We start from the raw sequence: 26106 nt of genomic DNA, 5'->3' as shown, positions 1-26106 counted from the left end.
ATACTTTAGTCGATTTTTAAAATTAACAACCATTCAATAATAAGAATCAGATTATCTTAGAAATTTAATTTCACTTTGATTTCACAAATCACCTTCAAAATTGAAACTAAAAGAAATAGAGAATTAGTAAACTTGCCAGAAACATATTGGCAGAATCAAACAGGTTAGATAGTAAATGCGGATACTCTTAGTGGAGGACGAACCAGATTTGGGAGCAGCCCTAAAAGATATATTAAATCAGCACAACTATGTAGTTGACTGGGTAAAGAGTGGAGTTGAAGCCTGGAACTATTTGGAAACTAGCTGGACTAAATATCACGTAGCGATTTTTGACTGGATGTTACCAGGATTATCGGGTGTTGAATTATTACGACGGTTGAGAAAGCAAAACAGTCCTTTACCAGTGTTAATGTTGACGGCTAAAAGTACTGTGGAAGATAAAGTGACGGGGTTAGATAGTGGTGCCGATTATTATTTAGTCAAACCCTTTGGGATGGCAGAATTATTAGCAATTATTAGAGCATTACAAAGGCGATCCCCCGAACTCGCTCCTGCTAAGTTAAGTTTGGGTTGCCTGTCTCTCAACTATAGTAATAACTGTGTCTGCGTCTGCGATTCTGAAAAGGGCAAAACAGAAGTTTCTCTAACCAGTAAAGAGTTTCAACTACTAGAATATTTTATGCGTCACCCCGATCGCATTATTTCTCGCGACCAAATTTTATCCCAAGTTTGGGATTGGAACACCGAAACCATGAGCAATGTCGTAGCAGCACAGGTTAGGTTATTGAGGCGTAAACTAGCCCAATGCGGTTGTGCCAACCCAATTGAAAGTATTTATGGTTTGGGTTATCGTTTTGATTCTAATCCCCGTTTAGCAAATAGTGATGAATAAAAATCGGCTGTTTAGTAAAACTCGTAGTCAGCTAGCAGTCTGGTTTGTGAGCGTGATGGCAATTATTTTAATTATCTGTGAACTCAGCCTCGATCGCGCCCTATCTCAGGCATATAAAGCTAATTTGGATCGCGAGTTAACTTCTGTAGCCAATACCCTACACAACGGGTTTTTAACTATCCTCGAGAGACCAGAAAAGCTAAAATCCAATGCAGCCCATCTACTACCAGATATTTGTTTTGATATCGATGCTTGCTACGAGGCGGATAATTCTTCATTAAACCCCGTTAAAGCAATTTACCAGATTGAATATTACGTACGTTTGCTAAATCCTGAAGGTAAACCTACAGCGATCGCAGGTAAACGCATTAAATCTTTACCCGTAACTCCAAATAAATCTGAATGGCTGGAACTTGTAGATAATGATGGTTTCCCTTATCGACAAACTACTTTAACCCTACACACTAAAGACGACCGAGTTTGGGGCTATCTTCAGGTAGGGCGATCGCTTAGAGAGGTGAAGAAATACACCAGTACGATGAGGCGAGTTTTAATTGTTGGGTTTCCTCTTATCTTAGGTTTGATTTCTGTTGGTGCATGGTGGCTAGTAGGTAAAGTCATGCAGCCTGTTTACCGTTCTTACCGTCAGATACAGCAGTTTACCGCCGATGCTGCTCACGAATTGAGAACTCCCTTAGCTGCAATTAGGGCAACGGTAGAGTCAAGCTTAATGAAAACCAATCTTAGCGAAACTATTGCCAGGAATACTTTACAGACTATAGGCAGACAGAATCAAAGGTTATCCCAAATTGTCTCGGATTTAATGATATTAAGTCGTTTAGAGCGTCAATTATCTGGTGTCAGGACTTCTGTTACCACTGAATCAGTCATCCTTAACGATTTGGTTAGCGACATTGCTGAGGAGTTCGCTGCTTTGGCGATCTCTGCCAATTTAGAATTAAAACTACAGATCGATACATCTAGAAACCTTACAGTAAAGGGTAATTCAGAACAGCTTTATCGCTTGATATCTAATTTAGTTATCAACGCAATTAAATATACTTCTGCTGAGGGAAAAGTTACCATAATTCTCGAATCAGAACGCAACGAAGCTATAATGCGCGTTAGAGATACGGGAATTGGTATCGCCCCATCCGAACAAAAAAGAATTTTTGACCGCTTCTATCGAGTAAGTAGCGATCGCTCTAGACAGACAGGAGGTTCGGGATTGGGTTTGGCTATAGCTAAAGCGATCGCTCAAGCACACGAGGGAACTATTGAAGTAACAAGCGAATTAGGCATAGGAAGTACCTTTAAAGTTTGTCTGCCATTAAAAAACTAGCTATCAGGCAACGTCTGAGAATGAGAATTTTCTGGCTGAGTTTTGGCTAGGGAACAATGACCGTTAGGTAAGCCCATAAAACCTGTAAAAAAACTCAATAAAATCATTACTGCCATAGCATTATTCAAACTTTCCAAAATTACTTCCAGTCTTGACTCTCTTTGTTTTTTTCTTTGAATTTGCTTTGTGGCTTGTTCGACAAATTCTGGTGATATGTGGGCTTCTGCCCCAATTTTTTTGAGTTCTGCTAAGGAGTAGCTTTGCTCGTGTTTGGCTTGTATTTCGGCAGCCAAAGCAAAGATTTCATCTGTATGTTCTTGAGGAATTCTTGGTTGGGGTTTATTCATAAGTGGTTATTGTAAATCGCGCTCAATTTTTAATTGAGAAAACAAATTAATGTTGAAATATGATAGAAGTTTTTGTTGATGGAAAAAAGTCCAATGTTATTTAATGCAAGGTTCACCTCGACATTGATTAACTTCTACTAAAACATGAGTCAGGGAAGATATCCCACCAAGCAAACTTTTATAATGTTCTGGCGATCGTGGGTAATGGGTAACTAGAGAAATGGTAGCAGCTAAAAGATTTTCCCCAACATACCAAACGTGCAGATCGGCGATCCGATTATCGGCATCGGCTTCAATAGCAGTCATAATATCTAACTTAATTTGCTTATCAATCGCCCCGTCGAGCAAAATTTTACCCGTATCTCGAACTAGATCGTAAGCCCATTTAGAGATAACACCCGCACCGACTAATCCCATAACTGCATCCAACCAAATCCAACCGAAATACTTGCCAGCAAATAAAGCGATAATTGCCAAAATTGAAGTTAAGGCATCGGTAAGAACGTGAATGTAAGCAGCCTGAAGGTTGCGATCGTGATGATGGTGGCGATCGTGGTCATGATGATGATGATCTTGCAATAACCAAGCACTTGCCAGGTTTACAATTAAACCTAAAATAGCCACCGCGATCGCTTCATTAAATTGAATAGCTATAGGTTCAAAAAAGCGAGTCACGGACTCGATAGCAATAGTTAGAGCCGTTACTGCTAAAGCAATAGCACTGGTATAACCACCAAGAACGGTAACTTTTCCCGTGCCAAAGGTATATTGGGAGTTGTTAGCATGACGGCGGGCATAACGATAGGCAAACACGGCAATCCCAAATGCTGCGACATGGGTTGCCATGTGCCAACCATCAGCTAGCAAAGCCATCGAACCGAAGAAACTTCCCGCGATAATTTCTACCACCATAGTAATAGCTGTAAGCCACATTACCGTCGTGGTATTGTGTTCCGCGCGGTCTCGATTAACCGCAAAATCATGGGAATGTTGCCATTGTTCTAGCGTATCCTCGTGCATAACAATTTTCTCTTAATTAATTGTTTTTGATTGTACCTTTAGAAAAGCAAATTAACCTTGAGATACTTCGGTAGCTTCTGCTTTAATGACTCCGCGATACATATTCATCCCGCAGGTAAAATTATATTCTCCTGGTTTTTCTGGTACGATTTCGATAGAAGTAGTTTGGTTTAAAGTTAAATCTAATGCCTTATTAAAATCGGGTAATAATACCTGTTCTAAACAGCTACTAGGGTCTTTACGGAAAAAATTTAACTTAACTGGTTCACCAGCACGCACTTCAATGCGATCGGGGTTGTAACCGCCATCAACCAAGATATCTACTGATTGAATTCCCCGTTCAACTTGCGCTTTTTGGGATTTGGTTTTGCTAAACATAAACCACCAAAGTTCTGCACCAATCAAACCCAAACCACCTAACGCCACGGCGATTTTTAATCCTAAAGGCTGTTCTATCTTTTGAAATTGGCTGGTTTGCTCTCCTGCTGAAGCAGGCATTTCTACCTCATGTTCTATTTGGGATAATGCCACATTAGGAGTCAACGCTAGGAAAATTCCCACTCCTACTAAATTACCGATAATTTTCTGTGTATTAAACATTTACTGACGACTAATAACCAATGACTAATGACTACTAAAATTTCGCAACCTCAAAGCATTAGTCACCACCGAAACCGAACTAAACGCCATTGCACCACCTGCAATAATGGGATTGAGCAACCAACCAAAGAAAGGAAATAAGATTCCTGCTGCGATAGGAATACCTAAAACGTTATAAATAAAAGCAAAGAAGAGATTTTGACGGATATTGTTAATTGTTGCCTTGCTTAACTTAATTGCCGTCACAATACCCTTTAATTCGCCAGAAATCAGGGTAATATCACTAGCTGCGATCGCCACATCGGTTCCCGTACCGATCGCAATTCCTACATCTGCTTGTGCTAATGCAGGAGCATCATTAATCCCATCCCCTACCATTGCCACTATTTTGCCTTCCTGCTGTAATTCTCTTACTTTCTCGGCTTTTTGGTCAGGACGCACTTGAGCTTCTACCCTAACTATACCAACTTCACGGGCGATCGCTTCGGCGGTTTTTTGGTTATCTCCTGTAAGCATTACTACTTCTAAACCCAAGTTACGTAATGCTTTTACTGCTGCGGGAGAAGAAGGTTTAATGGCATCGGCGATCGCGATTATTCCTTCTAATTGACCATCTACGGCAATTAAGACGACAGTTTTAGCTTCTGCTTCCCAATTGTCTTTTTGTTCTTCTAAGATATCGGTTTTAATTCCTAATTCCCTCATCCAGCGTTGCGTACCGATTTGGATTAGGCGATCGCTAACTACACCCTGTACCCCACTTCCTGCCACTGCTTCAAAGTCATGGCTTTCGGGAATATCGATTTGTTGTGACTGGGCATATCTAACTACTGCTTCTGCTAGAGGATGTTCGGAATTACGTTCTACTGCTGCGACTAAACGCAATAATTTAAGTTCTGCACCGTCAGTAATCCCCCTTACTGTTTGATAATCGGTAACGGTGGGTTTTCCTTGGGTAATCGTACCAGTTTTATCTAAGACGATGGTTTGGATTTTATGTGCTAATTCTAGACTTTCTGCACCCTTAATTAAAATGCCATTTTCTGCACCCTTACCAGTACCAACCATTACCGAGGTAGGAGTCGCCAAACCCAAAGCACAGGGACAGGCAATAATTAAGACACCTACAGTAGTAATTAAAGCCAGGGAAACATTACCCATAAAGATAAACCACAGCACAAAAGTAGCAATGGCGATCGCAATGACGACGGGTACAAACCAACCTGTTACCTTATCTGCTAGTCTCTGGATTGGTGCTTTTGAACCTTGGGCATCCTGTACTAACTTAACGATCTGTGCCAATACTGTATCTGTGCCGACTCTAGTAGCGCGAAACTGAAAACTACCTGTTTTATTAATAGTTGCGCCGATTACCTCATCCCCTGGCTGTTTTTTCACGGGAATGCTTTCTCCCGTTACCATTGCTTCATCGATAGTAGAACTACCCCTAATTATTTCTCCATCAACGGGAATTTTTTCTCCAGGACGCACTAAAATAATATCGCCGATTTGTACTTCATTGATAGGAACATCTATTTCTTGTCCATTACGAATTACCCTGGCATCCTTTGCCTGTAAACCCATCAGTTTACGTATCGCTTCTGAGGTTTGTCCCTTGGCACGATTTTCAAACCACTGTCCTAATAAAATTAAAGTAATAACTACGGCTGCGGTTTCGTAATATACTTCGGGCATCAAGCCCTGATTGAGAAAGAAACCAGGAAAAACAGTAGCGAATAAAGAATAAAAATAAGCTGCACTCGTACCCAAAGCAATCAGAGTATCCATCGTGGCAGCATGGCGTTTAAATGCCTTCGATGCACCGATATAAAACCGATAACCACACCAAAACTGTACGGGGGCTGTCAGAATTAACTGTAACCAGGGATTATGCAACCATGCAGGGATAAATGGCAGTTCTAACCCAGTCATCATCGGCAACGAACCGATAATTAAAATAACGCTAATTACCGCACCAACAATTATTTTACGGATTAAATCGCGAGATTCAGCTTTACGGGCTGCTTTTTCTGCATCATCCTCTCCCGTAACCATTTCTTGTTCTTGTAGAGAATAAGCGGTGTATCCCGCCTCTTCTACGGCATCTTGAATATCTTGAATACTGGTCTGACGGGGATTGTATTTAACCGCAGCTTGTTCTGCACCGAAGTTAACATTGCATGACTCTACTCCTGGTACATTGCTAATTGCTGATTCAATGCTATTGGCACAGGAGGCACAACTCATCCCCCTGAGTTTGAGATTAATTTTTTCAGTATTGGTTGTGGTGTTCATAATCGGTACGGGAGAAGAGCTTATTTAAGCAGCAGGATAGCCAGCAGCAGCGATCGCATCTTTGACAGATGACTCAGATACTTTGGTATCTACTATTACTTGTTTGGTTTTCGGATCGGCTTTAACTGAAGCTTTGGGATCTAGTTCAATAACTGCTTGAGTAATAGTTTTAGCGCAAGCACCGCAAGCCATGTTAGGAACTTTTAATTCTATGGTCATATTTTTATACCTCCTAGTTCATTTAGCTATAAAGTCAGCTTAAACTCTACAGTCAGCTATAGAGTCAAGAAAAAACTGAAAATAATTTTATTTTTGTTGTGAAGAATTCTTAAGAAGTAAAAATGCTGAAGCTGATATAGCTGATTCGGCTGGAGCAACATCGCTCCATCTGTATGCCATGTGTTTGGCAAAGGCAGCTACTTCATCATTCCACTCCCGTCGTAGGGAAACATATTTATCCGCACCAGTTTCGATATCTTCTGGGGTTTTGATGCCCTCAGACTGGAGCCGTCGAACAACGTAGTAATACCACTCACGCCATTGGGTTTCACAGGAGTAGGACGCGGACAGCTTCGCTGGCGCATTTGCGATCGCGCCTTGAGGTAAAAAGGAATCTGCTAACTGCTTTAAGGTATATAAACCGCTCGACTGTAATTCGCTAACAGCAGTAGAGTGGATTAAGCTTTTATATTCTCGATCGCACAGCGCGGTTTTAATTAACGTGGCAGTATCCATCGTTATCAATAACATTCGCGCCAAGGAGTAATGAGGCTCTGGAAAGCGGAAGTAGTGTAAAACGGGATAGGAATTGTGAGATTCGAGTAATTGCAGTAAATCCCGTGCCATGTTGGTAATATCTTGCTTGGTATTATCGAATTTACCGCCCATTCCCCAACCTAACAACAACTCGGCAGCATTGGCTTTTGTGAGGGGCTTACCCTGCCCTCGAAGGGCAGGGCTTGTATGCCCCGTACCCGTGCGATGGTGCAGACTTAAGGCAAAAATATTTCGCTGTGTCAGAGCATTTAGCACTGAAAGTAAATAAGTTAGAGTAACGGTAAAGGTGGCAAAACCTAAAGCAGATTGTAAGATGGTCAACAATCGACAGGTAGTAGTTTTAGGTACAAAATCGCCGACTCCCAAGGTGGTGAAGTTGAAGCCACTGTAATAAACGGCAGTACCAAAATCAGTAGGTGTTTTTCCACTGCTGGCAACAATTTCGTCTCCCAGCATCGACCAAACAATTAAGGCAAAACCAATGATAAATAAAGCAATCCAAAATATGGCTACGACTACCAAAACGACCGAACCACAGTAAGCCATCAGGCGATCGCTCTTCGTCCAGCGTGCTAACTGACGAAATACGTGCCAAATCCCCCTACCCAAAGGCAGACTCACAATACTATTGCCAGTACGGGGATATAAAACGGTAATAAAGATATCGATGGCAGCAATAATTATTAATCCTACTCCAATCGTTTGAGTTAACCAGTTCATTGAGTTACTAATTTTATTAACGATCTGCTTCGACGATCGCTTCCCCTAAAGGATGTTTGGAAGAAGTTTCTAAGGCTACTGCGATCGCTGTACAGCCCTTAACTCAGATCGGGTGTCTCCATCAGTTCTTTCATAATGCGGATTTCTTCTTTTTGTGTTTGGACAATTTCCACACATAATTCTTCAATACGGGGATTAGTCAAAGATGATTGCTGACAAACCAGAATTGCAGCAGCATGGTGGGGAATCATCGAGCGCAAAAACATTTGATTGCCCACTCCTACTTGGTTTCTCACCAAAGTCCAAAACATTAAGATCAGTGATACTCCCGATGCTAAAAGTACAACATTCAGAGTTTTGTTGGTAAACATCGAACCCATTGTCAGCAGCATAATAATGAGCATCGTCGAAATCATTAATCCAGTCATGTAAACTTGGTTTAAGCTGATAAACAAGTTACTCCACTCGTTAACCCGCGAAAACATGATGGCAAACATCACTACGTAGGAAATTAATAGTGAAACCAGCAAGGTAATGTAGGGCTTCATGCCCGATTTTGATTTCATTTCGGATTTGGATTTAGAGTCGTAAGTAGATTTCATAGCGAATGAAAGATTTAATAATGTCGATAAATAAAAGTGGGTAGCGGAAAGTGAAAAGCTAAATGTTGAAAACTTTTCAGCCTCCGCTTATCTTTTTTAGGCAGCTACAGCAGTAATTTTGTTGTATTCTTCAACTGCTTCGCGACAAGCCTGAGCGCATTTTTGGCAATGATCCATATCGTGGGAACTGCATTCTTCAGCGCAAGCAGTACAAATCTCGGCATAGGCTTTGGTTAAGTTAGGAATGAAGCGAGAACCGCGCACCATATAAGTAGAGATGGTACGGCAGATTTCCGCACAGTCGAGGCAAGTACGAGCGCACTTTAACATATTGGGATTACCCATACAGGCTTCGGCGCAGTGTTCGCATTCTACCGCACATTTCATCGCGACATCGAAGCTCGATTGGTATTCTTCATGAATTAATAACATCAAATATTTCCTATTACTAAATTGGCAATATCAAGATAATAGGAATTGGGAGTTATCAATGCTTCTATCGATGGCTATAAATAATATTTCTTTCTATAGGCATAATTCAATTTCATTCTGATTTCATAATTGTTTGTTAACGGAAAATATAAAAGATACCTATTGCTATAATAATCTTCTGTAACTTTCCTGAAATTGAAGTCATGTTACTTGAGCCTTTCTTTTAGTTATTAATTCAATTTAAAAAAGAATAAATTTTCTTATTTAAAAAGTACACAATACAAATGCCAAATATTAATTTAAACTAAGGCAGAGAGAAGGCAGCCAAAACTAGCGGTCGAAGAACGATTATTTATTGCTTTGGAATATTGGACTTATTGCTGAGTTCTCAGTTCTCCCTCATTGACCTAGAAAAGTTGAAAACTAAGAATATGTAGAGCCTCACCCTTATTCAGTTGTCGTTTCAGTCTGCGCCGATTAGTTTCATTAGCATACTCATTTTGTTCAGAGTCGGGTTATTGACTGAGTTAATACTCGCGAAGCTTTTTTTGCTTCATCATCTAGAGCCTAATTCAACTGTACCCGACGCAAAGTTATCGCATTGAGAGACACAATCACCGTTGAAAGGCTCATAAATACTGCTCCCACTGCGGGGGAAAGTACAAAACCCAAAGGATAAGCCACACCAGCTGCCAAGGGGATGGCAATAACGTTATACCCCGTTGCCCATAACAAATTCTGCACCATCTTGTTGTTGGTTGCCTTACCCAACTTTAAGGCTCGTCCTACATCCAGTGGATCGTCCTTAACTAAAACCAAATCGGCGGATTCAATGGCAACGTTCGTTCCCGCGCCAATGGCAACTCCCAGATCGGCTTCTAACAGAGCAGGAGCATCGTTGATCCCGTCCCCTGTAAAGACTGTTCCACCTTCAGCTTTTAGTTCTTTGACAATTCGGACTTTATCCTGGGGCAAAACTCGGGCGTAATAACGCTTAATGCCCAAGTCAGTCGCAACGGCTTGAGCCACTGCCTTAGCATCTCCTGTAATCATTGCTGCTTGGACGCCAATCGACTCTAGACTGCGAACTAATTTTCTGGCACTTTCCCGTACCCGATCTGCCAAAGCAAACAAAGCGAGGGTTTGCTCTTCGTCCATCAAAGCAATAACACTTTCCCCTCTGGATTCTGCTTTTGCCAAACCCCGTTCGAGTTCGGGGGAAAAATAGAAACCTAGCTCTTTGGGCCACTCTGGTCGTCCTACTCGGTAGGTTTTGCCGTCAATTATCCCCTCTACCCCCATACCTGGCACTGCTTTAAAATCTATGACAGTAGCGGACTGTACTCTTTGTTGTTGGGCTGCTTCTACGATTGCATGAGCTAGAGGATGTTCTGAGAGAGATTCTAATGCCGTAGCAATTGCCAAAGCTCGGTCCTCGCTCAAGCCTTCAGTATAAATCCGCTGTACGCCAAACCGCCCCTCTGTCAAGGTGCCAGTTTTATCGAAAGCAGCATATTTAATTGTTTTAGCACGCTCGAAAGCTTCGCGGTTGCGGACGAGAATGCCATTTTTAGCAGCGATTGCAGTGCCATTGACAATCACCAAGGGAATCGCCAAGCCGAGGGCATGGGGACAGGCAATAACCAATACTGTAACCGTTCGACCGATGGCAAACACCAAATCGCTGAGTGAGATCCAAACCACAAATGTCAGCGAGCCAACGCCAATCGCAATCAAAGTCAACCAATAAGCAGCTTTATCGGCTAAAACCTGATACTTACTTCGCGAATTCTGTGCCTCTTCAACCAGGCGCATAATCTGACTGAGAGTAGTCTGGTCTCCCGTGCGAGTGACTCGAGCTTTTAAGGCTCCCTCACCATTGACCGCCCCAGTGACAACTTCATCTCCTTCCCGTTTGGTAACTGGGCGAGATTCCCCCGTGAGAAAAGCTTCGTTGGCACTTGAAGTCCCTTCAACAACCATGCCATCAATGGGAATTTGCTCCCCAGGACGGATCAAAATCAGGTCACCTTCTCGGAGTTGGTCTAAGGGGACATCTTCAATCCGATCTCCCACCAAACGATGAGCCGTCGAAGGCATAAGTTTGGCTAGTTGTTCTAAGGCGCGACTAGCTCCCTGAACTGATGCCATTTCAATCCAGTGACCCAGTAACATGATGTCGATTAACGTGACCAATTCCCAGAAAAACGGCTCTCCTTCCAAACCGAAGGTTACTGCCAAACTATAGATAAAAGCAACGGTAATGGCTAGAGAAATCAAGGTCATCATGCCTACTTTCCCCTTCATTTCCCGCCAAGCCCCTTGAATAAAGACCCAGCCTCCGTAAAAGTAAATAACGATCGCTAGAATAGGATTGACCCAATTCGAGCCAGGGAATGGAATTGCTTGGTAATTAAACCAGGCTTGGAACGAAGGGGAAAAGTAAAGTACGGGAATGCTCAGAATCAGACTGACATAAAAGCGATTTCTGAACATCTCGAGACTGTGTCCCGCGTGCTTATCGTGTCCTCCGTGACTTTCACGATCGTGATGATGGTGTTTGTGTTCCTGAGTCTGGCGAGTATGTTGATGCTGCATGACTAAAATCTACTTAAAGAGCAAAACTATAATTGGAGTTTTTAACTTATTGATTGGGATTGGGGAGCGTTCGCAGAGCCGAGCGAATTTCCTTAGCACCTGGCAAATTGCTGTTTAGCTTCTCCAGTTGTAAATTAAACGGCGATCGCCTTTAGTAGAAGCTCGAATAAAATTAGCCATAACATCCTTCTTAGTCGTAAAGACATAATTTATATTAAATATTTTTATCCCTGAAAACTTTTAATACATTTCATCCTTCCAGGCAAAAATGACATCAAGATGAAATTGAAGTGGTATTTAATAAATATCTACAAATACTAATTACTCACGGGGAGCTTAATTGTAAACGTACTGCCCCTGCCTAATTCACTTTGAACCTCAATACTGCCTTGGTGAGACTTGGCGATCGCCCTAGCAATTGGCAATCCCAACCCAGAACCACCTGTAGAGCGAGAGCGATCGTTTTCAACTCGATAAAAACGCTCGAAAATTTTGTTTAGCTCTTCGGAGGCAATGCCAATCCCCGTATCTCTGACCTTAATCAAAGCTTGGTTATCGCGATAATCGAGTATTATCGTTACCCGTCCGCCCGCAGGAGTATAGTTAATCGCATTAGCGACCAGGTTAAAGACCATGCGATATAGTTGTTCTTCATTACCCATGACTGGCACGGAAGTTTGAACTCGAATATCTGTAGTCAAGGTTACTTGTTTTTCTAAAGCTAATGCTGCCAGTTCTTCTTCAATATCAGCGATCGTATCTTGCAGCGAACAAAGAGAACGTTCGCCTTGATATATGCGTCGGTCTAATCGGGAGAGAAATAAAAGATCGCTGACCAGTTCTGACAATCGCTGATTCTGACGCTCAACTACCTTGAGAATATCTCGCGCTTCTGCCTCGGAGAAATTGGGCATTCTCACCAGAGATTCAACTGTAGCGCGAAGAGCGGCTAGAGGAGTCCTTAGTTCATGGGCTGCATCTGTAGTAAACTGCTGAATCTGTCGATAAGACTGGTATAAAGGTTGCATTGCTATTCCAGCGAGCCACCAACTAACCACTAACACCAATAACAAAATTAAAGGTGTACCCCAGAAAACTATTAGCCTGACAGTAGCAAGATAATCATTAAATTCTTGCCAAGAACGTCCTACTTGTAAATATCCCCAAAGACTATTACTATCTGGAGAATGTAGCGATAGCGGTAGAGAAATTTCTTGATAGCGGTTGCCCAGACTATCTTCGATTAATTGACAATCTGATTCTCCTGAAGTTATTGGCAAACCCTGTGGTTGCCGTCCCGCACGCCCTATCGGATTGCCTGAAGGGTCGAATAATCTGACATAGTAACCGCCCTGGTAAATTGGACTCTGTATGTGTGGCTGGGATTGTTCGACTAAAAACCAAGATGAATTTCTGTATAAATAGAGGTTGGGCAGGTATCGCTGAGAAGCTACCTCCAATTTTCCTACTTGCTTGAGAGTTGATTCCAAATTGTCGTGTAGGGTTCCGGCAACCGATTTTAATTCTCGCTCTAAAGTTACCCGATGAGCATGGGCGATCGCCTCAAAAACCCCAATTCCACATACGATGAGCAACAGACTTATTACCCCAGTATAGATAACTGTCAGTCGCCAGCGAGTAGAACGAAATATACTATTTTGGTTCATGGGTTGTGTTGAGACGATATCCTACACCGTAAACAGTCTCAATTAAAGGCTCGCAACCATGTTCGGCAAGTTTGCGTCGCAGTCGTCGCATATGCGCTGCTACTACATTACTGTTAGGTTCTGCTCCTACTTCCCATAACTGATTTAGCACTTGGTCGCGGGTAACAATTTGATTGGGATGTCGCATGAAATACTCCAATAACAGCAACTCTTTATTGGTTAACTCGATAATCCGCGTCTCTTCTGGGGATTTCTGAAAAAAAATTGTATGAGTACCAAAATCTAAGGTATATCCATTTACCTGGAGATGAGTTGGTTGAAATTGAGGTACTCGCCGACTTAATGCCCGCAATCGCGCTAGTAGTTCTTCTATGCCAAAAGGTTTTACCAGATAATCATCAGCACCAGCATCCAAACCAGCCACCTTATCTTCCATCCGATCTTTGGCAGTTAGCATTAATATTGGCAGAGAATTCTGCTGCGAGCGCAACCATTTGCAAAGTTCCAATCCCGATTTTCCAGGCAACAGCCAATCGAAGACAACTATGCTATATTCATGTCCCTTGCTCTCTAGATACCATTTTGCCTCATTTCCATCTTGCACCCAATCTACAATATAGGCTTCTCGATCTAAGGATCGTTTGATTGCTGCACCTAAATCTGGCTCATCTTCAACTAACAAGATCCGCATAATAAAATATCTTCACTTACTACTAGTCTAAAGCGTGAGTTTGAATTCGGACTGTACCGAGAGGAATGTTCTCTGGATTCAGACCAACCATTTGACCAGATAGACGGTAAAGCCAGACATGACCGAACCTAGATCTAGGTTTAACTCCCTTAAGCTTTACTGATAAAATTGTTCCCGTAGAAACAGGTTGGGCAAAAACAATTTTTGCTTCTCGATCGCTAATGGAAGTTGTTGATTCTATTTTTCTCCCTTCTCGATCGGTCACTTCAATTTCTCGAATCTTGCGAACTCTCTTGGGAAAAGCAACGGAAAGTTCCTTTAAATTCCGCCCTTGGACGTTTAATTCAAAGTGATGTAGCCCAAATTTTTCTGCACTAGGATGTGCGCCACTGTGTTCTATATAAGTAACATTTGATATCTTTTCATTGTTGGCAGCAAATCCTACTGTCGGAGTTGTAGCCATCAGCATAGCAGTTAAAACTGCTGTTTTCATTAAGTTATCGATCATCTTGTTTTTTTCTCGATTAAGTATGTCTCTATACCAAATATTGGCAGACATTTATGAAATCACGATGAAATTAATTTTCTAGTTGGGACAGACAGTAAGCAAGGGACAAAAGGAAAAGTCAAATGTGTAATTAATTTGGTTTAGGCACTTATTAAAATATTGAAGATTCAGCTTTGTGGCAAAAATCTAGCTAATGTAAATTCGTTCGGGCGAACCATCTCGTCAGAGAACAGACTTTTCAACTCGCCTTGTAAGCATCTTAACTGCTCGATCTGGCAGTCAATTTCGGAGATTTTATCTTTCAATTGTTGTTTGACCTCAATACTAAGAGGTTTTTTTTGCTCCCGCATTCTGAGAAGTTCTCCTATTTCCTCAAGGCTGAGACCTAGTCTTTGAGCTTGCTTGATGAACGTTAGACGAGAAAATACTTCTTCTGAAAACTGTCGGAAGCCCCCCTTGCTACGCCCAGATATTTTAAGTAAACCTAGTTCATCATAATAGCGAATTGTTTGAATGGGAATACCGCTTTGAGCTGCTACCTGACCGATAAACAGTAGCTTTTGGTTCGTAGTTAACATGGCATAGTTTTAGATGAAACTTCACTTAAGGAGAGAAATAGCTTAAGGCTTGATGAATCAATCCAAGAGAATGACAGACGAGTAAACAGACACTAAACATTGCCACCATTCCCACAGCTTTTTTTACTAGCTTATTTGTACCTGTGACGTAGCTTTGGGAACTGGAAGTATCTGTCATCTCAAAAACTTGTTTATTCATTGAATTTCCTTCCGATCTAAGTTGGGTAGTTGAGATAAAACTCGTGGTTTCAATATGTAATCTTAATGTAAGGCATAAAAAACTAATTCATTGTTGAATCGACCGATACTGGTTTCAACTCACTGCGACTGAAAATTAGACCATTCCCACTCAAGCTCTCAATAAACTCAAGAGGATCGAATAGCTGCTCGATATGGAACACGCCAGATGGCAACGAAGAAGTATAAAGATGTTCGGCAACTTTAGCTGCGTTACCAATGCCGAATCAAAACAAACCCAAGTAGAAGTAGAAGCAGAGTCAATACCGAGAGTTTTGGCGATCGCTTGTCGATCGGAAAAGTTAAAACGGTAAGCCCTTTGTCTCCCGAATTCATCGGGAAATACTGTCTCCTTACTATCCTCGAAACTTCTCACTTGTTTGATAGTGCCTTTTTCTCTGACCAAAAACTCGGTATCTAGATTCTCTAGAATCCAAAGAATCGATTCCTTTCCAGGTACTTCTCCCGAACCTAGCAAGATAAAGATATCCACTTGCTCCAGTGCCTCGAACACCGACTGACAATAGCTAACTAACAAATTAGTCAATCCTGGAGCTAATCCGACACTAAGCACTACGGTAGAACCGTGCTTTCTAGCTTCAGAATCGAGGGCTTCAATCTTAGAGAGAAATTTATAACTGGCTGAAATATCTACATAGTGAATTCCTCGGCGTAAGCATTGCTCCACAAACTGAGTATCCCCTTGGTCTATACAAGTCACTACCACAGCTACATCCCTCAGCTCGCTTTCCCGTACCTTATAAATATCCAATGCCAAGGGCAGTACTTGTCGCTGAGTTTCTGACGACAATTGTTTTGCTTTGTGATAATTTCTCCCAGCAGCTACAACTCGACCGAGAAACCGTTTGCCCAAGGTAGTAGCAATAACTCGACCAACGCTACCGTATCCTCCTACTACTAAAATTTTGCCATTTATCATGGTCTTACTCTCTAATATCTTAAAATGGGGAATTGCTCAAGATCGCGATAGATAGGCATTGGTAACATACTGCTGCACCATGCGATGGGTGTTGAAAAAGGAGGCGTTCAGGGCAATAGACTGTCGCATCAGCTCGATCCATCGTTCGCGATCGCGATAATACATGGGTACGATCTGGTTCTGTAACTTGTGGTATAAGTCCTCCCCATCCTCTCGGTTGATAAATTCCGAACTAGAGGTTTTTGACTCCCTCAAACCGATCGACCAACCAGTAACCCCTTCGATACAACCCTCAACCCACCAGCCATCCAACACGCTAAAACTGGGAACTCCGTTGTGTGCTGCTTTCATGCCAGAGGTGCCAGAGGCTTCTAAGGGTCGCTGGGGCGTGTTAAGCCACAGGTCAACTCCCGATACGATTGTCCTGGCGAGATCGAGATCGTAGTTCGGCAGAAAAACTACTGAAATTTCACCCTGTAACTGACGGGCAATTTCAAAGATTCGTCGAATCAATTTTTTGCCAGGATCGTCTTGGGGATGTGCCTTCCCCGCAAACACAAATTGTAGTTGACCTACTTTGCTGACAATCTCCCGAAGACGATTGAGATCTGAGAATACCAAATCTACCCGTTTGTAAGAGGTAGCTCTGCGAGCAAATCCAATTGTCAAAATATCCGTTGCCAGGGAAACGTTAGTTCGTAACTTAATCAATTCGAGCAGTTGAGTTTTAGCAGCAAGATGAGCCTGCCAAATTTCATTTTGGGGAATACCGATCGCGTGCCTGAGCATCGCAGGGTCGTTACTCCAGCCGAGAATATAGCGATTGTAAAGAGTTCTGAAACTATCGCAAGTCCAAGTCCATGAATGAACACCGTTAGTGATGTGGTGGATCGGTTGAGCCGGAAACATTTTTTGGGAGACTTCTTCGTGTCGCTTGGCTACCCCATTGACATAGTGACTGAGGTTCAGTCCCAGCACTGTCATATTCAAGCGATCGCTCCCAGCCAGCATTTGCAGGACCTCCAAAGGGATAACTTCTTCTCCAACAGATTGCACTAGCTCGTACCCAAATCGATCGTGTCCTGCGGGTACGGGAGTATGGGTGGTAAAGACGCACTGACTTCTGATGCTGTTAAAGTCCCATTCTGCCGTTTGTTCCTGATGCTGTCTGTTTAAGAGTTCCAAAACTAGCAAACTGGCATGACCTTCATTCAGATGAAATCGCTCGATACCATGATAGCCGAGAGCATTCAGCATTCTCACTCCACCGATGCCGAGCAGAGTTTCCTGGGCAAATCGATATCTTTCATCTCCACCGTAAAGGAAGTCAGTCAGAGTGCGATCGTAATCTGTGTTTTCTTCCACCCTGGTGTCTAACAAAATCAGGGGAACGGTATAACCACTGAGTCCGATGATATCGTATTGCCAAGCTCGAACTCGAACCAGTCGCTGCTCGATTGTGACCTCGATGCTTTCAGTCAAAGGTCGCAAAAACCGCTCTGGTTTCCATTGTACGGGCTTTTCCTGCTGATTCCCCCACTCATCTAGCACCTGCTCGAAATAGCCTTGGTGATAGAGTAAACTCACCCCGACAATGGGGACTCGCAAATCGGCACAGGACTTTAAGGTATCCCCAGCCAGAACGCCTAAACCGCCACTGTAATTGGGGATAGCAGAACCAACTGCCACTTCCATTGAGAAATAAGCAATCTGCCGATTCTCTTTTACTTCATCGTAGCCATTAGTAACCACTGCCGTAAGGTATTTCTCTGGATGCTCGAAGAACTTGTAGCGACAGAATTCCGAGCAGAAGTGGATTTTCTGCTCCTGATAGAAAGCACTTAGTGCCCTTTCTGCTTGAACGGTCATTCCACAAACTGGATCTTTCAGAATGCTACTCATGATATCTTTTCTCCCTTTGTTTCTCACCGACAGCAATATAAGCAAAGCCCAGCAATAACTCAGTAAAGGAGATATTTTGCAAGTATTTATCAAGCGCTTCCCAGGGGTGTCGGTTTGCCATTTGTAAATTTCCACCAAAAGGACGGATGAACAGGAAACTCAACAGAGGTGCAAACATTGCCAGCCAATTGTCTGGAATCTTAAAATCTAAAATTACCCAGCGTTTTCCAGGGGAAAGTGCCTGAGAACCATTTTGAATCGCTCGATCGCATTCGGGGACTAGAGTAATGCCCCAAGTTGAGATAATGCCATCTACACCAGTGGGAAATTGATAGAAAGTTACATCACTCTGCACCAACTCGACATTTGCCCAGCCATTTTTTTCTACTCGTTGTTTTGCTTGTGCCAGCATCCCCTCGGTTAGATCGACACCAATGATTTTTCCCTCTGAACCAATAACTTTTTCCAATAAAGGAAAATTCAACCCCGTCCCGCAGCAGAGGTCGATAACCGTATCTCCAGGTTGTAAATCGAGAGAGGCGATCGCTTTTTGTCGGTAGTTCCCATAGCCGAAGGGACTAAATATCGTGCCGAGTAGGTATTCGCCCAGAAAATCATAATTTTTAGCAATCTTTTGGTAAATATTCGCTATTCGTTGACTTTCATTATTATTTTGAGTATCTTGTTGTAGATTTGAATTCATTTTTACCTCCTAAAGTAGTGAAGTTTATCTTTAACAGACTTTGGTTATTTCACTAGCTTTAATTTTTCGGCAGTTCGCTAGGATAGTAATTTTCACATCTTCCACGGAACCAATCGTCCATCATTCCCCACCTACCCCACATCATGCCTGACATTCCTAAAAAGCCGATTAAAATAGTGAGAATAACGCCAGATATAAAACCAATTGTTCAGTAAATTACAGGTTTATTGTTCATAATTTTATTTCCATTAGTTGGTTTAAATTTTCTAGTTTTATTCAATGCGGATAATATCTTGCAAGTTGAACCAGTTATAGCGTCGAATTCCCCAAGGCAAGGCAACTAGTACAATTACAAAAATTACTAGCAACCCAACTCCTAAAAGTTTCCCCACCTGAAAAGCTGCTCCCATATAAGTGAGAAAAAAAGTCGAAGGAATCATACCCAACAAGGTAGCAGTAGCATAAATAGGTAGAGAAAGTCCCGTTATACCCGCACCATAACTGATTAAATCGAACGATAAAACGGGAAGTAAGCGCGTGATCAAAATCAGCCAACCCAGATAAACCTCCCCTCGATTTTTGGTAAAGTAAATGACTTTTCCCGTAAGTGCGTAAACTGCCGATCGCCCCAAAGTTCTGCCAATAAAATAAGCAATTAATCCGCCTAAAAAACCACCGATGACGCTATAGATCCCCGCGAATAAAGTTCCCCAAACTGCACCAGCAGCAATTGTTAATGGTGCGCCTGGAATCGGACTCATAATCACGGCTAAAGCAATCAGGCTGATATAAACGACTATTCCCAGAGAACCGAGATCCTGAATTGTCTCTCTTAATCCTTCAGGAGCGAGCAAGTTAATTTCGGATTTTTCCCTCAACCACCAGTAAACCAATAAAGATAGTATTAACACTGCCAGAGCAATGCCGTTTTGACGATTAAATAAAATTTGCTGCTTCTTTGGTTTTTTCATCGAATCTCTGGTGTTTTAACCGCAACAGAAGTCAAAAGTCTGTTTTCTTTCCCCGAATGACTTTTCTTTCATGGGGGTGCGTCTTTGTTTCTAGCTGGTCAACCTCTTGATGCAAGAAAAAGTTGAGAAAAGTACGAATTCCAGTAACAGTTGCCAGTTTGCCCAGTTCATCCCAACTGGGAGAGACGGCGGTACTGACAACATCGGCAGCCAAGAGAAACTCTAGGGATAGAGCTAGTGCCAGCCCTAAATCGAGGCGGACGATTACCCAATGTTCTTGATGACCACTCGATTTTTTTGAACGGAGGAACTTTAAAAGCGTCCGAATTGCGGCAATGACAATAATCGAGATAGCAGTTCCTTCCAGAAAAACTTTTACAGCAACCACCACGTGATGGAGTAATCCCTCTGCCCATTGGACGACATTAAAAGCCGTTCCTGGTGAGGTAGACCAAAAATAGCAATTCATTGCGATTGCTCTGTAAAGGTTACATTGAGAGGCTAACATGATACATTGCTCAATTTAGCTTTTATCCTTGGCTGCTCTACCAAAACGCGGTAAAAAGGCGGGGGTGTTTGCAGCATAACGATCGTACTTTTGACCGAATTTAAATCGCATTTCACGTTCCTCTTGCAATGCCAGTCTGGAGTACATGAAAACAAGTATGGGAAACATCAGCAAGGTCAAAATAGTCGGCCATTGAAGTAAAAAACCGAGCATAATGGTGATAAAAGCAACGTATTGGGGATGGCGAATGCTAGCGTAGGGTCCTGCAATAGCTAGGGTCTGACTACGCTGGGCTTCATAGAGTACTTTCCAAGCAGAAGCGAGTAAAATAAAGCCCAGTAAAATAAAGACATTACTCAGAATATGAAGGAAATTAAAATGGGGATTCCCTTCCATACCTAAGATTGTCCACCATAGATGCCCGGCATCATGAGAGAGGAGATCGAGCTTGGGGTAGCGAGTTTGCAGCCAGCCCGAGAGCAGATAAATCGTTAGAGGAAACCCATACATTTCCGTAAATAGTGCCACGATAAAAGCGGAAAAAGCACCAAATGAACGCCAATCCCGTGGGCTTTGCGGTTTAGTGAAGCTAAAAGCAAAGATGATAAAAACTAAAGAGTTAATAATTACTAAAAACCAAAGTCCGTAGGCAGGGGGATGGTTCATCGTTGACCTCCTTCAGAATCGTTGTTAGGACTGCCGTGACTACCATGACCGCCATGACCGCCGTGCATGAATAAATGCATAAAAGGACAAGCTAGTAGCAGCAACCAAGGCAAGACGGGAATTATATGCGCCCAATGTTCGGTTACGAGAAAAAACGCAGCAATCCCTAGGAAAACTAATAAAGCGATGCCAGAGGGCGATCGCCACCGCCAAGCAGTTCGAGAATGATGAGTCATAAATATTTCCTCTTAATTAAGTAATTTCCATAATGCCCATCATGCCCAAGTCCTCGTGATCGAAAATATGGCAGTGATAGACGGTTTTTCCTGTAAAATCGGCAAAACGGGTGCGGATGCGAACAGTTTCCCCAGGAGAAACGACAACCGTATCCTTCCAAGCCCGATAGGGCGAGGCTCTGCCGTTACGCGAGATTATCTGAAAATTATTGACGTGAATGTGTAAGGGATGATCCATCACTCCTATATTGTTAAATTCCCAATCTTCAACTGAGTTCAAACGTACCTGAGTATCGATGCGATTGGGGCTGAAGGTTTGACCGTTAATGAGAAAAACCATACCCATCCCAGGAGTCATACCGTGATTAATCTCAAAGCGTCTTACTGTATCGGGTTCTGGCAGTGCTTCTACAGGAATGAGCTTCTGGGGTAAGGGAAGTGAAGCAATTGAATCACTATAGGTAAAAGTAGCTAAGGTTTCAGGATTTCTCTGGGTAAAACTGCCACCTCTCATGCCCCTACCCATCATGCCCCTACCCATCATACCCATCCCCCCACGATCGTAAGGCAGATTTAATAAACGGTATAGTCCAGGTTCTCTCTCCCCTCGCACCAAAACCTCAGCTCTTTCTCCAGGAGATAGCAGTAGTTCTCTAACTTCTACTGGTTCTGAGAGAGAACCTCCGTCCGTAGCAATTAAATAAAGAGGATGGTTTTCGAGTTCCAGTCGGTAAAAGCGAGATGTTGACGCATTAACCAAACGCAAGCGTAACAAACCACCAGTAGCAATGGAGAAAGTGGGTTTGATTTGACCGTTGACGGTTACCAAACTTCCTTCTCTTCCAGTCATCCGTGCCATAGGGGAAGGCTGAACAATCTGTCCGTTTCTGTCTAGCTCGAAATCCTTGAGAAATAAAAATTCTTCTTTCGCTGCTTTAATTTCGGTAATTTCATCCAATTCTCCTCTAACGATAAATAATCCTGCCAAACCTCCAAAAATCTGTTCGGCTACCAAACCGTGCAGGTGGGGATGATACCAAAACGTTCCCGCTGGATGATTAGAAGGTATGGTAAATTCGTAGGTTAAAGCTTCCCCAGGAGGAATTTCTAAAAAAACATTATCGCCATTACCAGTGGGGGTGACGTGCAAGCCATGATAGTGCAGGTTGGTAGGTTGAGTCAGGTTATTGGTAAAGCGAAGACGCAGCGTATCTCCTGGTTTAGCTTCCAAGCGAGGTCCTGAAATCTGTCCGTTGTAGGCTAAGAGATCGGCCCGAATGCCTCCTAGATTTACAGGACGGTAACTGGCTTCGAGGTCGAAATCTAAAAGTCCGTCGGTGCTAGAATAAACCTGTGACTTGGCTATTTGCCGATCGCTTGAAATTTGTGTTCTTCCCGACTGTTGTGGGGAGAGTAAGACCGCTCCTGCACTAGCAGCACTGAGAATGAAAAATTGTCGGCGGTTCAATTTAAGTTTATCCATAAAAATTAGCCCTAAAATTTAGCGAGCGCCAGGGGTTACAATGCTGAAGTGGGTAAGTCCTGTTCTAATATTCCCGATTTTAGAAAGACCAATGATTACTAATTTAACCAAAACGGGGAACGACCAGTACTGCACAGGATGCATGGTGGAGTACATATTTGCTGACGCTACCAAGTACGAGTTCTTCCAATTTCGACAAATGCCCCCGTCGCCCGATAACGATTAAATCAGCACCCCAACTTCGGGCAACTTCACAAATAGTCAGACCGGGGCTGCCAGAAACCTGACAACATTCCGTATTGACCCCTGCGACTTCTGCTTCATCTTCATAAGACTGAACCATTTGCAGGCATTTTTGAGTAAACCTTTCCCACAATTGTTGACCGTGTTCTTCTGCTCGATCGAATGTTTCAGAAGAGTAGTAAGTTCTGAGATACCCCGTCACATCAGGGCATCCATTTTCTTCAGGAGACAGTACGTGCAGTATCTTAAGTTGTGCGCCTGTTAATTTAGCCAGTTCGAGAGCTTTGCTAAAAACATGTTTGTTAACTTTTGAAGTGTCTACTGCTGCAATAATTTTGTCAAACATAAAAGCCTCCTAAACCCTTGATGAAATCTGGTTGTAGAGCCGAGCGATGAGAGCAGCATAGAGTCCCGTACCCAGAGACCAAGCCAGCAGTCCCACAATGAAGCTGCCGAAGCTGACAGAACGGGCAATGTTGCTCAGATCGGCATGGAGAATGTAACCGAAAAACCCTATTGTCGCCTGTGGCGCAAGTACAATAAAGACAACGCAAATGGTGTAGGCTACGGCTGACATGACAGCGGTGGCAATAAAGAGCGATCGCATCCGAAGCCTGGTGGTGGAGCGATTGATGTGATGAGTTCCTGGGTGATGTGTATGAGATGTCATATAAACCTCTGTTTTTGAAAGAAAAATGATTTTGTTGAGCGCGATCGCTCTTTAGCTAAAAATTTTTCCCGAACTATAGAATCAAAATTTAACGGGTGGATAACTTCAAGCCTTTGAGCAGTGAAGAGTTGACAATGACAGAAAGCGAACTGAGTGCCATTGCTGCTGCTGCGATAATTGGGTTGAGGAAGCCCAGTGCAGCGATCGGAATCCCAATGGTGTTATAAATAAATGCCCAGAATAAATTCTGCTTAATCTTTTGCATGGTGGCGCGGGAAAGACGAATGGCAGCAACCACATCCCGCACATCATTCTTGACCAGAATAATTCCACCTGTTTCTTTTGCTACATCGGCACCAGAGCCGATCGCGATCCCGATATCAGCGGTTGCTAGTGCCGGGGCATCATTGACCCCATCTCCTACCATGGCGACCACTTCGCGTCGATTTTGCAGATCCCTGACCACCTGCGCTTTATCACCTGGCAGAACTTCAGCAATTACCCGCTCGATGCCGATTTGACGGGCGATCGCCTCGGCGGTTCGCTGGTTATCTCCAGTCAGCAGCACCACTTTGACTTTTTCCCGTCGCAGTGCTGCCACCGCTTCTTGGGCTTCAGGCTTGAGGGTATCTGCCACCGCGATCGCTCCCAAAACTTTCTGATTGCAGCCGATCGACATCGCTGTTTTGCCATCGGATTCTAATCCGCTCAGTAGTTCTTCAATCTCTGAAGTAATCGAGTAGCCTCGTTCTCTAAACAGACGGCGGTTGCCCAACAGAACGCGATCGCCATTAATCGTCCCCTCGATCCCATGACCGGGAATCGCTGCAAAATCGCGAACGGGCGGAAGATCGATGTGTTCGTGTTTCGCTTCCCGCACGATCGCCTCTCCGAGAGGATGTTCCGACCCCGCCTCAACCGCAGCTGCTATCCGTAAAACTTCATCTTCTGGATATCGCTCTAGAGCGATAATATCGGTAACGCTCGGTTCTCCCCGCGTCAGAGTTCCCGTTTTATCAAAGATAACCGTTGTTAGTTTTTCGGCACGTTCGAGAACCTCGCCACCGCGAATCAAGATGCCCGTTTCAGCTCCCTTGCCAACTCCCACCATTAAGGCAGCTGGAGTAGCAATGCCCAACGCACAGGGACAGGAAATAATCAGCACTGCGATAAACGACAGGAGAGCCTGGGGAAAATTGCCAGCGAGCAACCAGCCGATCAAAGCCAATACGGCGATCGCTACTACTGCTGGAACGAAATAGCCCGTCACTCGATCTGCCAGTCGCTGTACCTGAGCCGTGCTGGCTTGAGCTTCTTCAACGATTTTGATAATTTGCGCCAGCGCGGTTTCCGAGCCGACACGAGTTGCTTCAAAGCGGAATAGCCCAGTGCGGTTTAGCGTTCCTCCGATTACTGTCGAACCCGATGTTTTTTCTACCGGAATAGATTCCCCAGTCAACATCGACTCATCAACCGATGACGTACCTTCGATAACAATTCCGTCTGTAGGAATTTTTTCCCCTGGACGCACCACCACTGTTTCTCCCACCATCACATACTCGGCAGGTACTTCCATCTCTTCCCCATCTCGAATTACTCTAGCAGTGGCAGGCTTTAAATCTAGTAACTTACGCACGGCAGCAGATGAATTTTTCTTGATAATTTCCTCCATGTATTTACCGAGAAGCACAAACGCGATGATGACGGCAGATACTTCAAAATACACATCACGCTCTTCCACGCGCACGGGTAAGGCATCGGGGAAAAAAATTACGGCAACACTATAGAAATAAGCAACTGATGTTCCCAGGGCAATCAGGAAATCCATATTGATATAACGGCTTCGCAACGCCTTCCACGCACCCACGTAGAATGACCATCCCCCGATGAACTGTACGGGAGTCGTTAACAGAAATAGCCACACACCCCAGGTAAACCAGGGCAGGAAAGGAATCGGAACCCAGGTAACAAGCGTTACCCCTGCTGCTAATCCAATAAAAGCAGCAGCTCGCAGCACTGCCAGCATGAGTACCCCAGCCATCGCTACCGTAACGCGGGTACGCATGGTTTTTAACTCTCGTTCTGGATCGAGAAAAGTATTCAGACAACTTTGGCTACAAAAGTAATAGGTGCGTCCACCTCGGTCGGTCTTGAGTGCGGTGGCTTTAGGAATTACCATGCCACAAATCGGATCTTTTGCCATCTGGTTGGGAGCCGTTGCGACAGCAGTTCCACCATCATTCTGATGATGGTGAGATATCGAGCCGTGTTCGCGGTGTCTGTGGCGACTGGAATTTGCCGTATTGGATTGATGGTGGGTGCGATCGCCTCTTGATTCAAAGGCGTGCTGGCAGTGTGGACTGCAAAAGTAATAAGTTTTTCCTCCCCGTTCTGACTTGAGTGATGTTGCTTTGGGCACCATCATGCCACAGATCGGGTCTTGCGCCAGAGCGTTTTTCTCGGTCGTCATCTGTTAAC

General features: G+C 43.5%; 27 protein-coding genes. 2 read left to right on the top strand and 25 right to left on the bottom strand.

Translation table 11 applies throughout. The features are described from left to right. Window positions 1-175 precede the first annotated feature (175 nt). Window positions 176-892, top strand: a complete 717-nt coding sequence (gene rppA, locus STA7437_RS23585; RefSeq protein WP_015212136.1) for a two-component system response regulator RppA — start codon at window positions 176-178, stop codon at window positions 890-892. Next, window positions 885-2234, top strand: coding sequence for a two-component system sensor histidine kinase RppB (rppB, locus tag STA7437_RS23580; protein WP_015212135.1), 1350 nt, complete (start codon window positions 885-887; stop codon window positions 2232-2234). The genes rppA (STA7437_RS23585) and rppB (STA7437_RS23580) overlap by 8 nt, the downstream gene beginning before the upstream one ends. On the opposite strand, the gene STA7437_RS25205 is transcribed toward rppB (STA7437_RS23580), so the two are convergent. From STA7437_RS25205 to STA7437_RS23465, 25 genes are all read right to left on the bottom strand, one after another. Further along, window positions 2231-2581: a hypothetical protein gene (locus STA7437_RS25205; protein WP_015212134.1), complete on the bottom strand. Its 351-nt coding sequence runs from the start codon at window positions 2579-2581 to the stop codon at window positions 2231-2233. The two genes, rppB (STA7437_RS23580) and STA7437_RS25205, sit on opposite strands and share 4 nt — an antisense overlap. 96 nt (window positions 2582-2677) lie before the next feature. After that, complete coding sequence (gene dmeF, locus STA7437_RS23570) at window positions 2678-3601, bottom strand: CDF family Co(II)/Ni(II) efflux transporter DmeF (protein WP_015212133.1); 924 nt, start codon at window positions 3599-3601, stop codon at window positions 2678-2680. A 51-nt stretch (window positions 3602-3652) separates the two neighbouring features. Continuing rightward, complete coding sequence (locus STA7437_RS23565; protein WP_015212132.1) at window positions 3653-4201, bottom strand: cupredoxin domain-containing protein; 549 nt, start codon at window positions 4199-4201, stop codon at window positions 3653-3655. A gap of 24 nt (window positions 4202-4225) precedes the next feature. Further along, complete coding sequence (locus tag STA7437_RS23560; RefSeq protein ID WP_015212131.1) at window positions 4226-6496, bottom strand: heavy metal translocating P-type ATPase; 2271 nt, start codon at window positions 6494-6496, stop codon at window positions 4226-4228. Window positions 6497-6520: 24 nt separating this feature from the next. Then, on the bottom strand, window positions 6521-6715 hold the full coding sequence (locus tag STA7437_RS23555; protein WP_015212130.1) for a heavy-metal-associated domain-containing protein: 195 nt from the start codon (window positions 6713-6715) through the stop codon (window positions 6521-6523). A gap of 87 nt (window positions 6716-6802) precedes the next feature. Continuing rightward, on the bottom strand, window positions 6803-7993 hold the full coding sequence (locus STA7437_RS23550; protein ID WP_015212129.1) for a potassium channel family protein: 1191 nt from the start codon (window positions 7991-7993) through the stop codon (window positions 6803-6805). A 98-nt stretch (window positions 7994-8091) separates the two neighbouring features. Then, window positions 8092-8559, bottom strand: coding sequence for a DUF305 domain-containing protein (locus STA7437_RS23545; RefSeq protein ID WP_041620563.1), 468 nt, complete (start codon window positions 8557-8559; stop codon window positions 8092-8094). 132 nt (window positions 8560-8691) lie between these two features. Continuing rightward, window positions 8692-9027 (bottom strand): four-helix bundle copper-binding protein, encoded by a 336-nt coding sequence (locus tag STA7437_RS23540; protein WP_015212127.1) that lies wholly within the window; start codon window positions 9025-9027, stop codon window positions 8692-8694. A 567-nt stretch (window positions 9028-9594) separates the two neighbouring features. Beyond that, entirely contained in the window at window positions 9595-11625 is a 2031-nt protein-coding gene (locus STA7437_RS23535; protein WP_015212126.1) for a heavy metal translocating P-type ATPase, read from the bottom strand. A 317-nt stretch (window positions 11626-11942) separates the two neighbouring features. Then, window positions 11943-13292 (bottom strand): two-component system sensor histidine kinase RppB, encoded by a 1350-nt coding sequence (gene rppB, locus STA7437_RS23530; protein WP_015212125.1) that lies wholly within the window; start codon window positions 13290-13292, stop codon window positions 11943-11945. Beyond that, window positions 13279-13983 carry a two-component system response regulator RppA gene (rppA, locus tag STA7437_RS23525; RefSeq protein WP_015212124.1) on the bottom strand — a complete coding sequence of 235 codons (705 nt, stop codon included), beginning with the start codon at window positions 13981-13983 and terminating at the stop codon, window positions 13279-13281. Before rppA (STA7437_RS23525) ends, rppB (STA7437_RS23530) begins: the two co-directional genes overlap by 14 nt. Before the next feature lie 22 nt (window positions 13984-14005). Continuing rightward, entirely contained in the window at window positions 14006-14491 is a 486-nt protein-coding gene (locus STA7437_RS23520; RefSeq protein WP_171815490.1) for a DUF2808 domain-containing protein, read from the bottom strand. 167 nt (window positions 14492-14658) lie between these two features. After that, entirely contained in the window at window positions 14659-15069 is a 411-nt protein-coding gene (locus tag STA7437_RS23515; RefSeq protein WP_015212122.1) for a MerR family DNA-binding protein, read from the bottom strand. A gap of 25 nt (window positions 15070-15094) precedes the next feature. Then, the gene (locus STA7437_RS26715; RefSeq protein ID WP_015212121.1) at window positions 15095-15268 is read right to left on the bottom strand and encodes a hypothetical protein; all 174 of its coding nucleotides are present in this window, start codon (window positions 15266-15268) and stop codon (window positions 15095-15097) included. Window positions 15269-15418: 150 nt separating this feature from the next. After that, entirely contained in the window at window positions 15419-16246 is an 828-nt protein-coding gene (locus STA7437_RS23510; protein WP_015212120.1) for a saccharopine dehydrogenase family protein, read from the bottom strand. 36 nt (window positions 16247-16282) lie between these two features. Beyond that, entirely contained in the window at window positions 16283-18148 is a 1866-nt protein-coding gene (gene glgP / locus STA7437_RS23505) for an alpha-glucan family phosphorylase (RefSeq protein WP_015212119.1), read from the bottom strand. Continuing rightward, a complete protein-coding gene (locus STA7437_RS23500; protein WP_015212118.1) occupies window positions 18141-18851 on the bottom strand; it encodes a class I SAM-dependent methyltransferase in 711 nt (236 codons plus the stop codon). The genes glgP and STA7437_RS23500 overlap by 8 nt, the downstream gene beginning before the upstream one ends. Window positions 18852-19123: 272 nt before the next feature. Next, window positions 19124-19822 carry a TVP38/TMEM64 family protein gene (locus STA7437_RS23495; RefSeq protein WP_015212117.1) on the bottom strand — a complete coding sequence of 233 codons (699 nt, stop codon included), beginning with the start codon at window positions 19820-19822 and terminating at the stop codon, window positions 19124-19126. 31 nt (window positions 19823-19853) lie between these two features. Continuing rightward, window positions 19854-20291 (bottom strand): DUF1622 domain-containing protein, encoded by a 438-nt coding sequence (locus tag STA7437_RS23490; protein ID WP_150109193.1) that lies wholly within the window; start codon window positions 20289-20291, stop codon window positions 19854-19856. Between the two features lie 54 nt (window positions 20292-20345). Further along, window positions 20346-20996 (bottom strand): methyltransferase family protein, encoded by a 651-nt coding sequence (locus STA7437_RS23485; RefSeq protein ID WP_015212115.1) that lies wholly within the window; start codon window positions 20994-20996, stop codon window positions 20346-20348. Continuing rightward, on the bottom strand, window positions 20993-21232 hold the full coding sequence (locus STA7437_RS23480; protein WP_015212114.1) for a DUF2933 domain-containing protein: 240 nt from the start codon (window positions 21230-21232) through the stop codon (window positions 20993-20995). The genes STA7437_RS23485 and STA7437_RS23480 overlap by 4 nt, the downstream gene beginning before the upstream one ends. A gap of 16 nt (window positions 21233-21248) precedes the next feature. Further along, window positions 21249-22715 (bottom strand): multicopper oxidase family protein, encoded by a 1467-nt coding sequence (locus STA7437_RS23475; RefSeq protein ID WP_015212113.1) that lies wholly within the window; start codon window positions 22713-22715, stop codon window positions 21249-21251. 103 nt (window positions 22716-22818) lie between these two features. Beyond that, window positions 22819-23304 carry a universal stress protein gene (locus STA7437_RS23470; RefSeq protein WP_015212112.1) on the bottom strand — a complete coding sequence of 162 codons (486 nt, stop codon included), beginning with the start codon at window positions 23302-23304 and terminating at the stop codon, window positions 22819-22821. A 9-nt stretch (window positions 23305-23313) separates the two neighbouring features. Further along, window positions 23314-23628, bottom strand: coding sequence for a DUF5676 family membrane protein (locus STA7437_RS25705; RefSeq protein WP_071882435.1), 315 nt, complete (start codon window positions 23626-23628; stop codon window positions 23314-23316). A gap of 88 nt (window positions 23629-23716) precedes the next feature. Then, a complete protein-coding gene (locus STA7437_RS23465) occupies window positions 23717-26098 on the bottom strand; it encodes a heavy metal translocating P-type ATPase (protein ID WP_015212111.1) in 2382 nt (793 codons plus the stop codon). Window positions 26099-26106: the final 8 nt, after the last annotated feature.

Source organism: Stanieria cyanosphaera PCC 7437 (assembly GCF_000317575.1).
Lineage (GTDB): Bacteria > Cyanobacteriota > Cyanobacteriia > Cyanobacteriales > Xenococcaceae > Stanieria > Stanieria cyanosphaera.
This window is presented reverse-complemented; position numbering and strand designations above follow the sequence as displayed.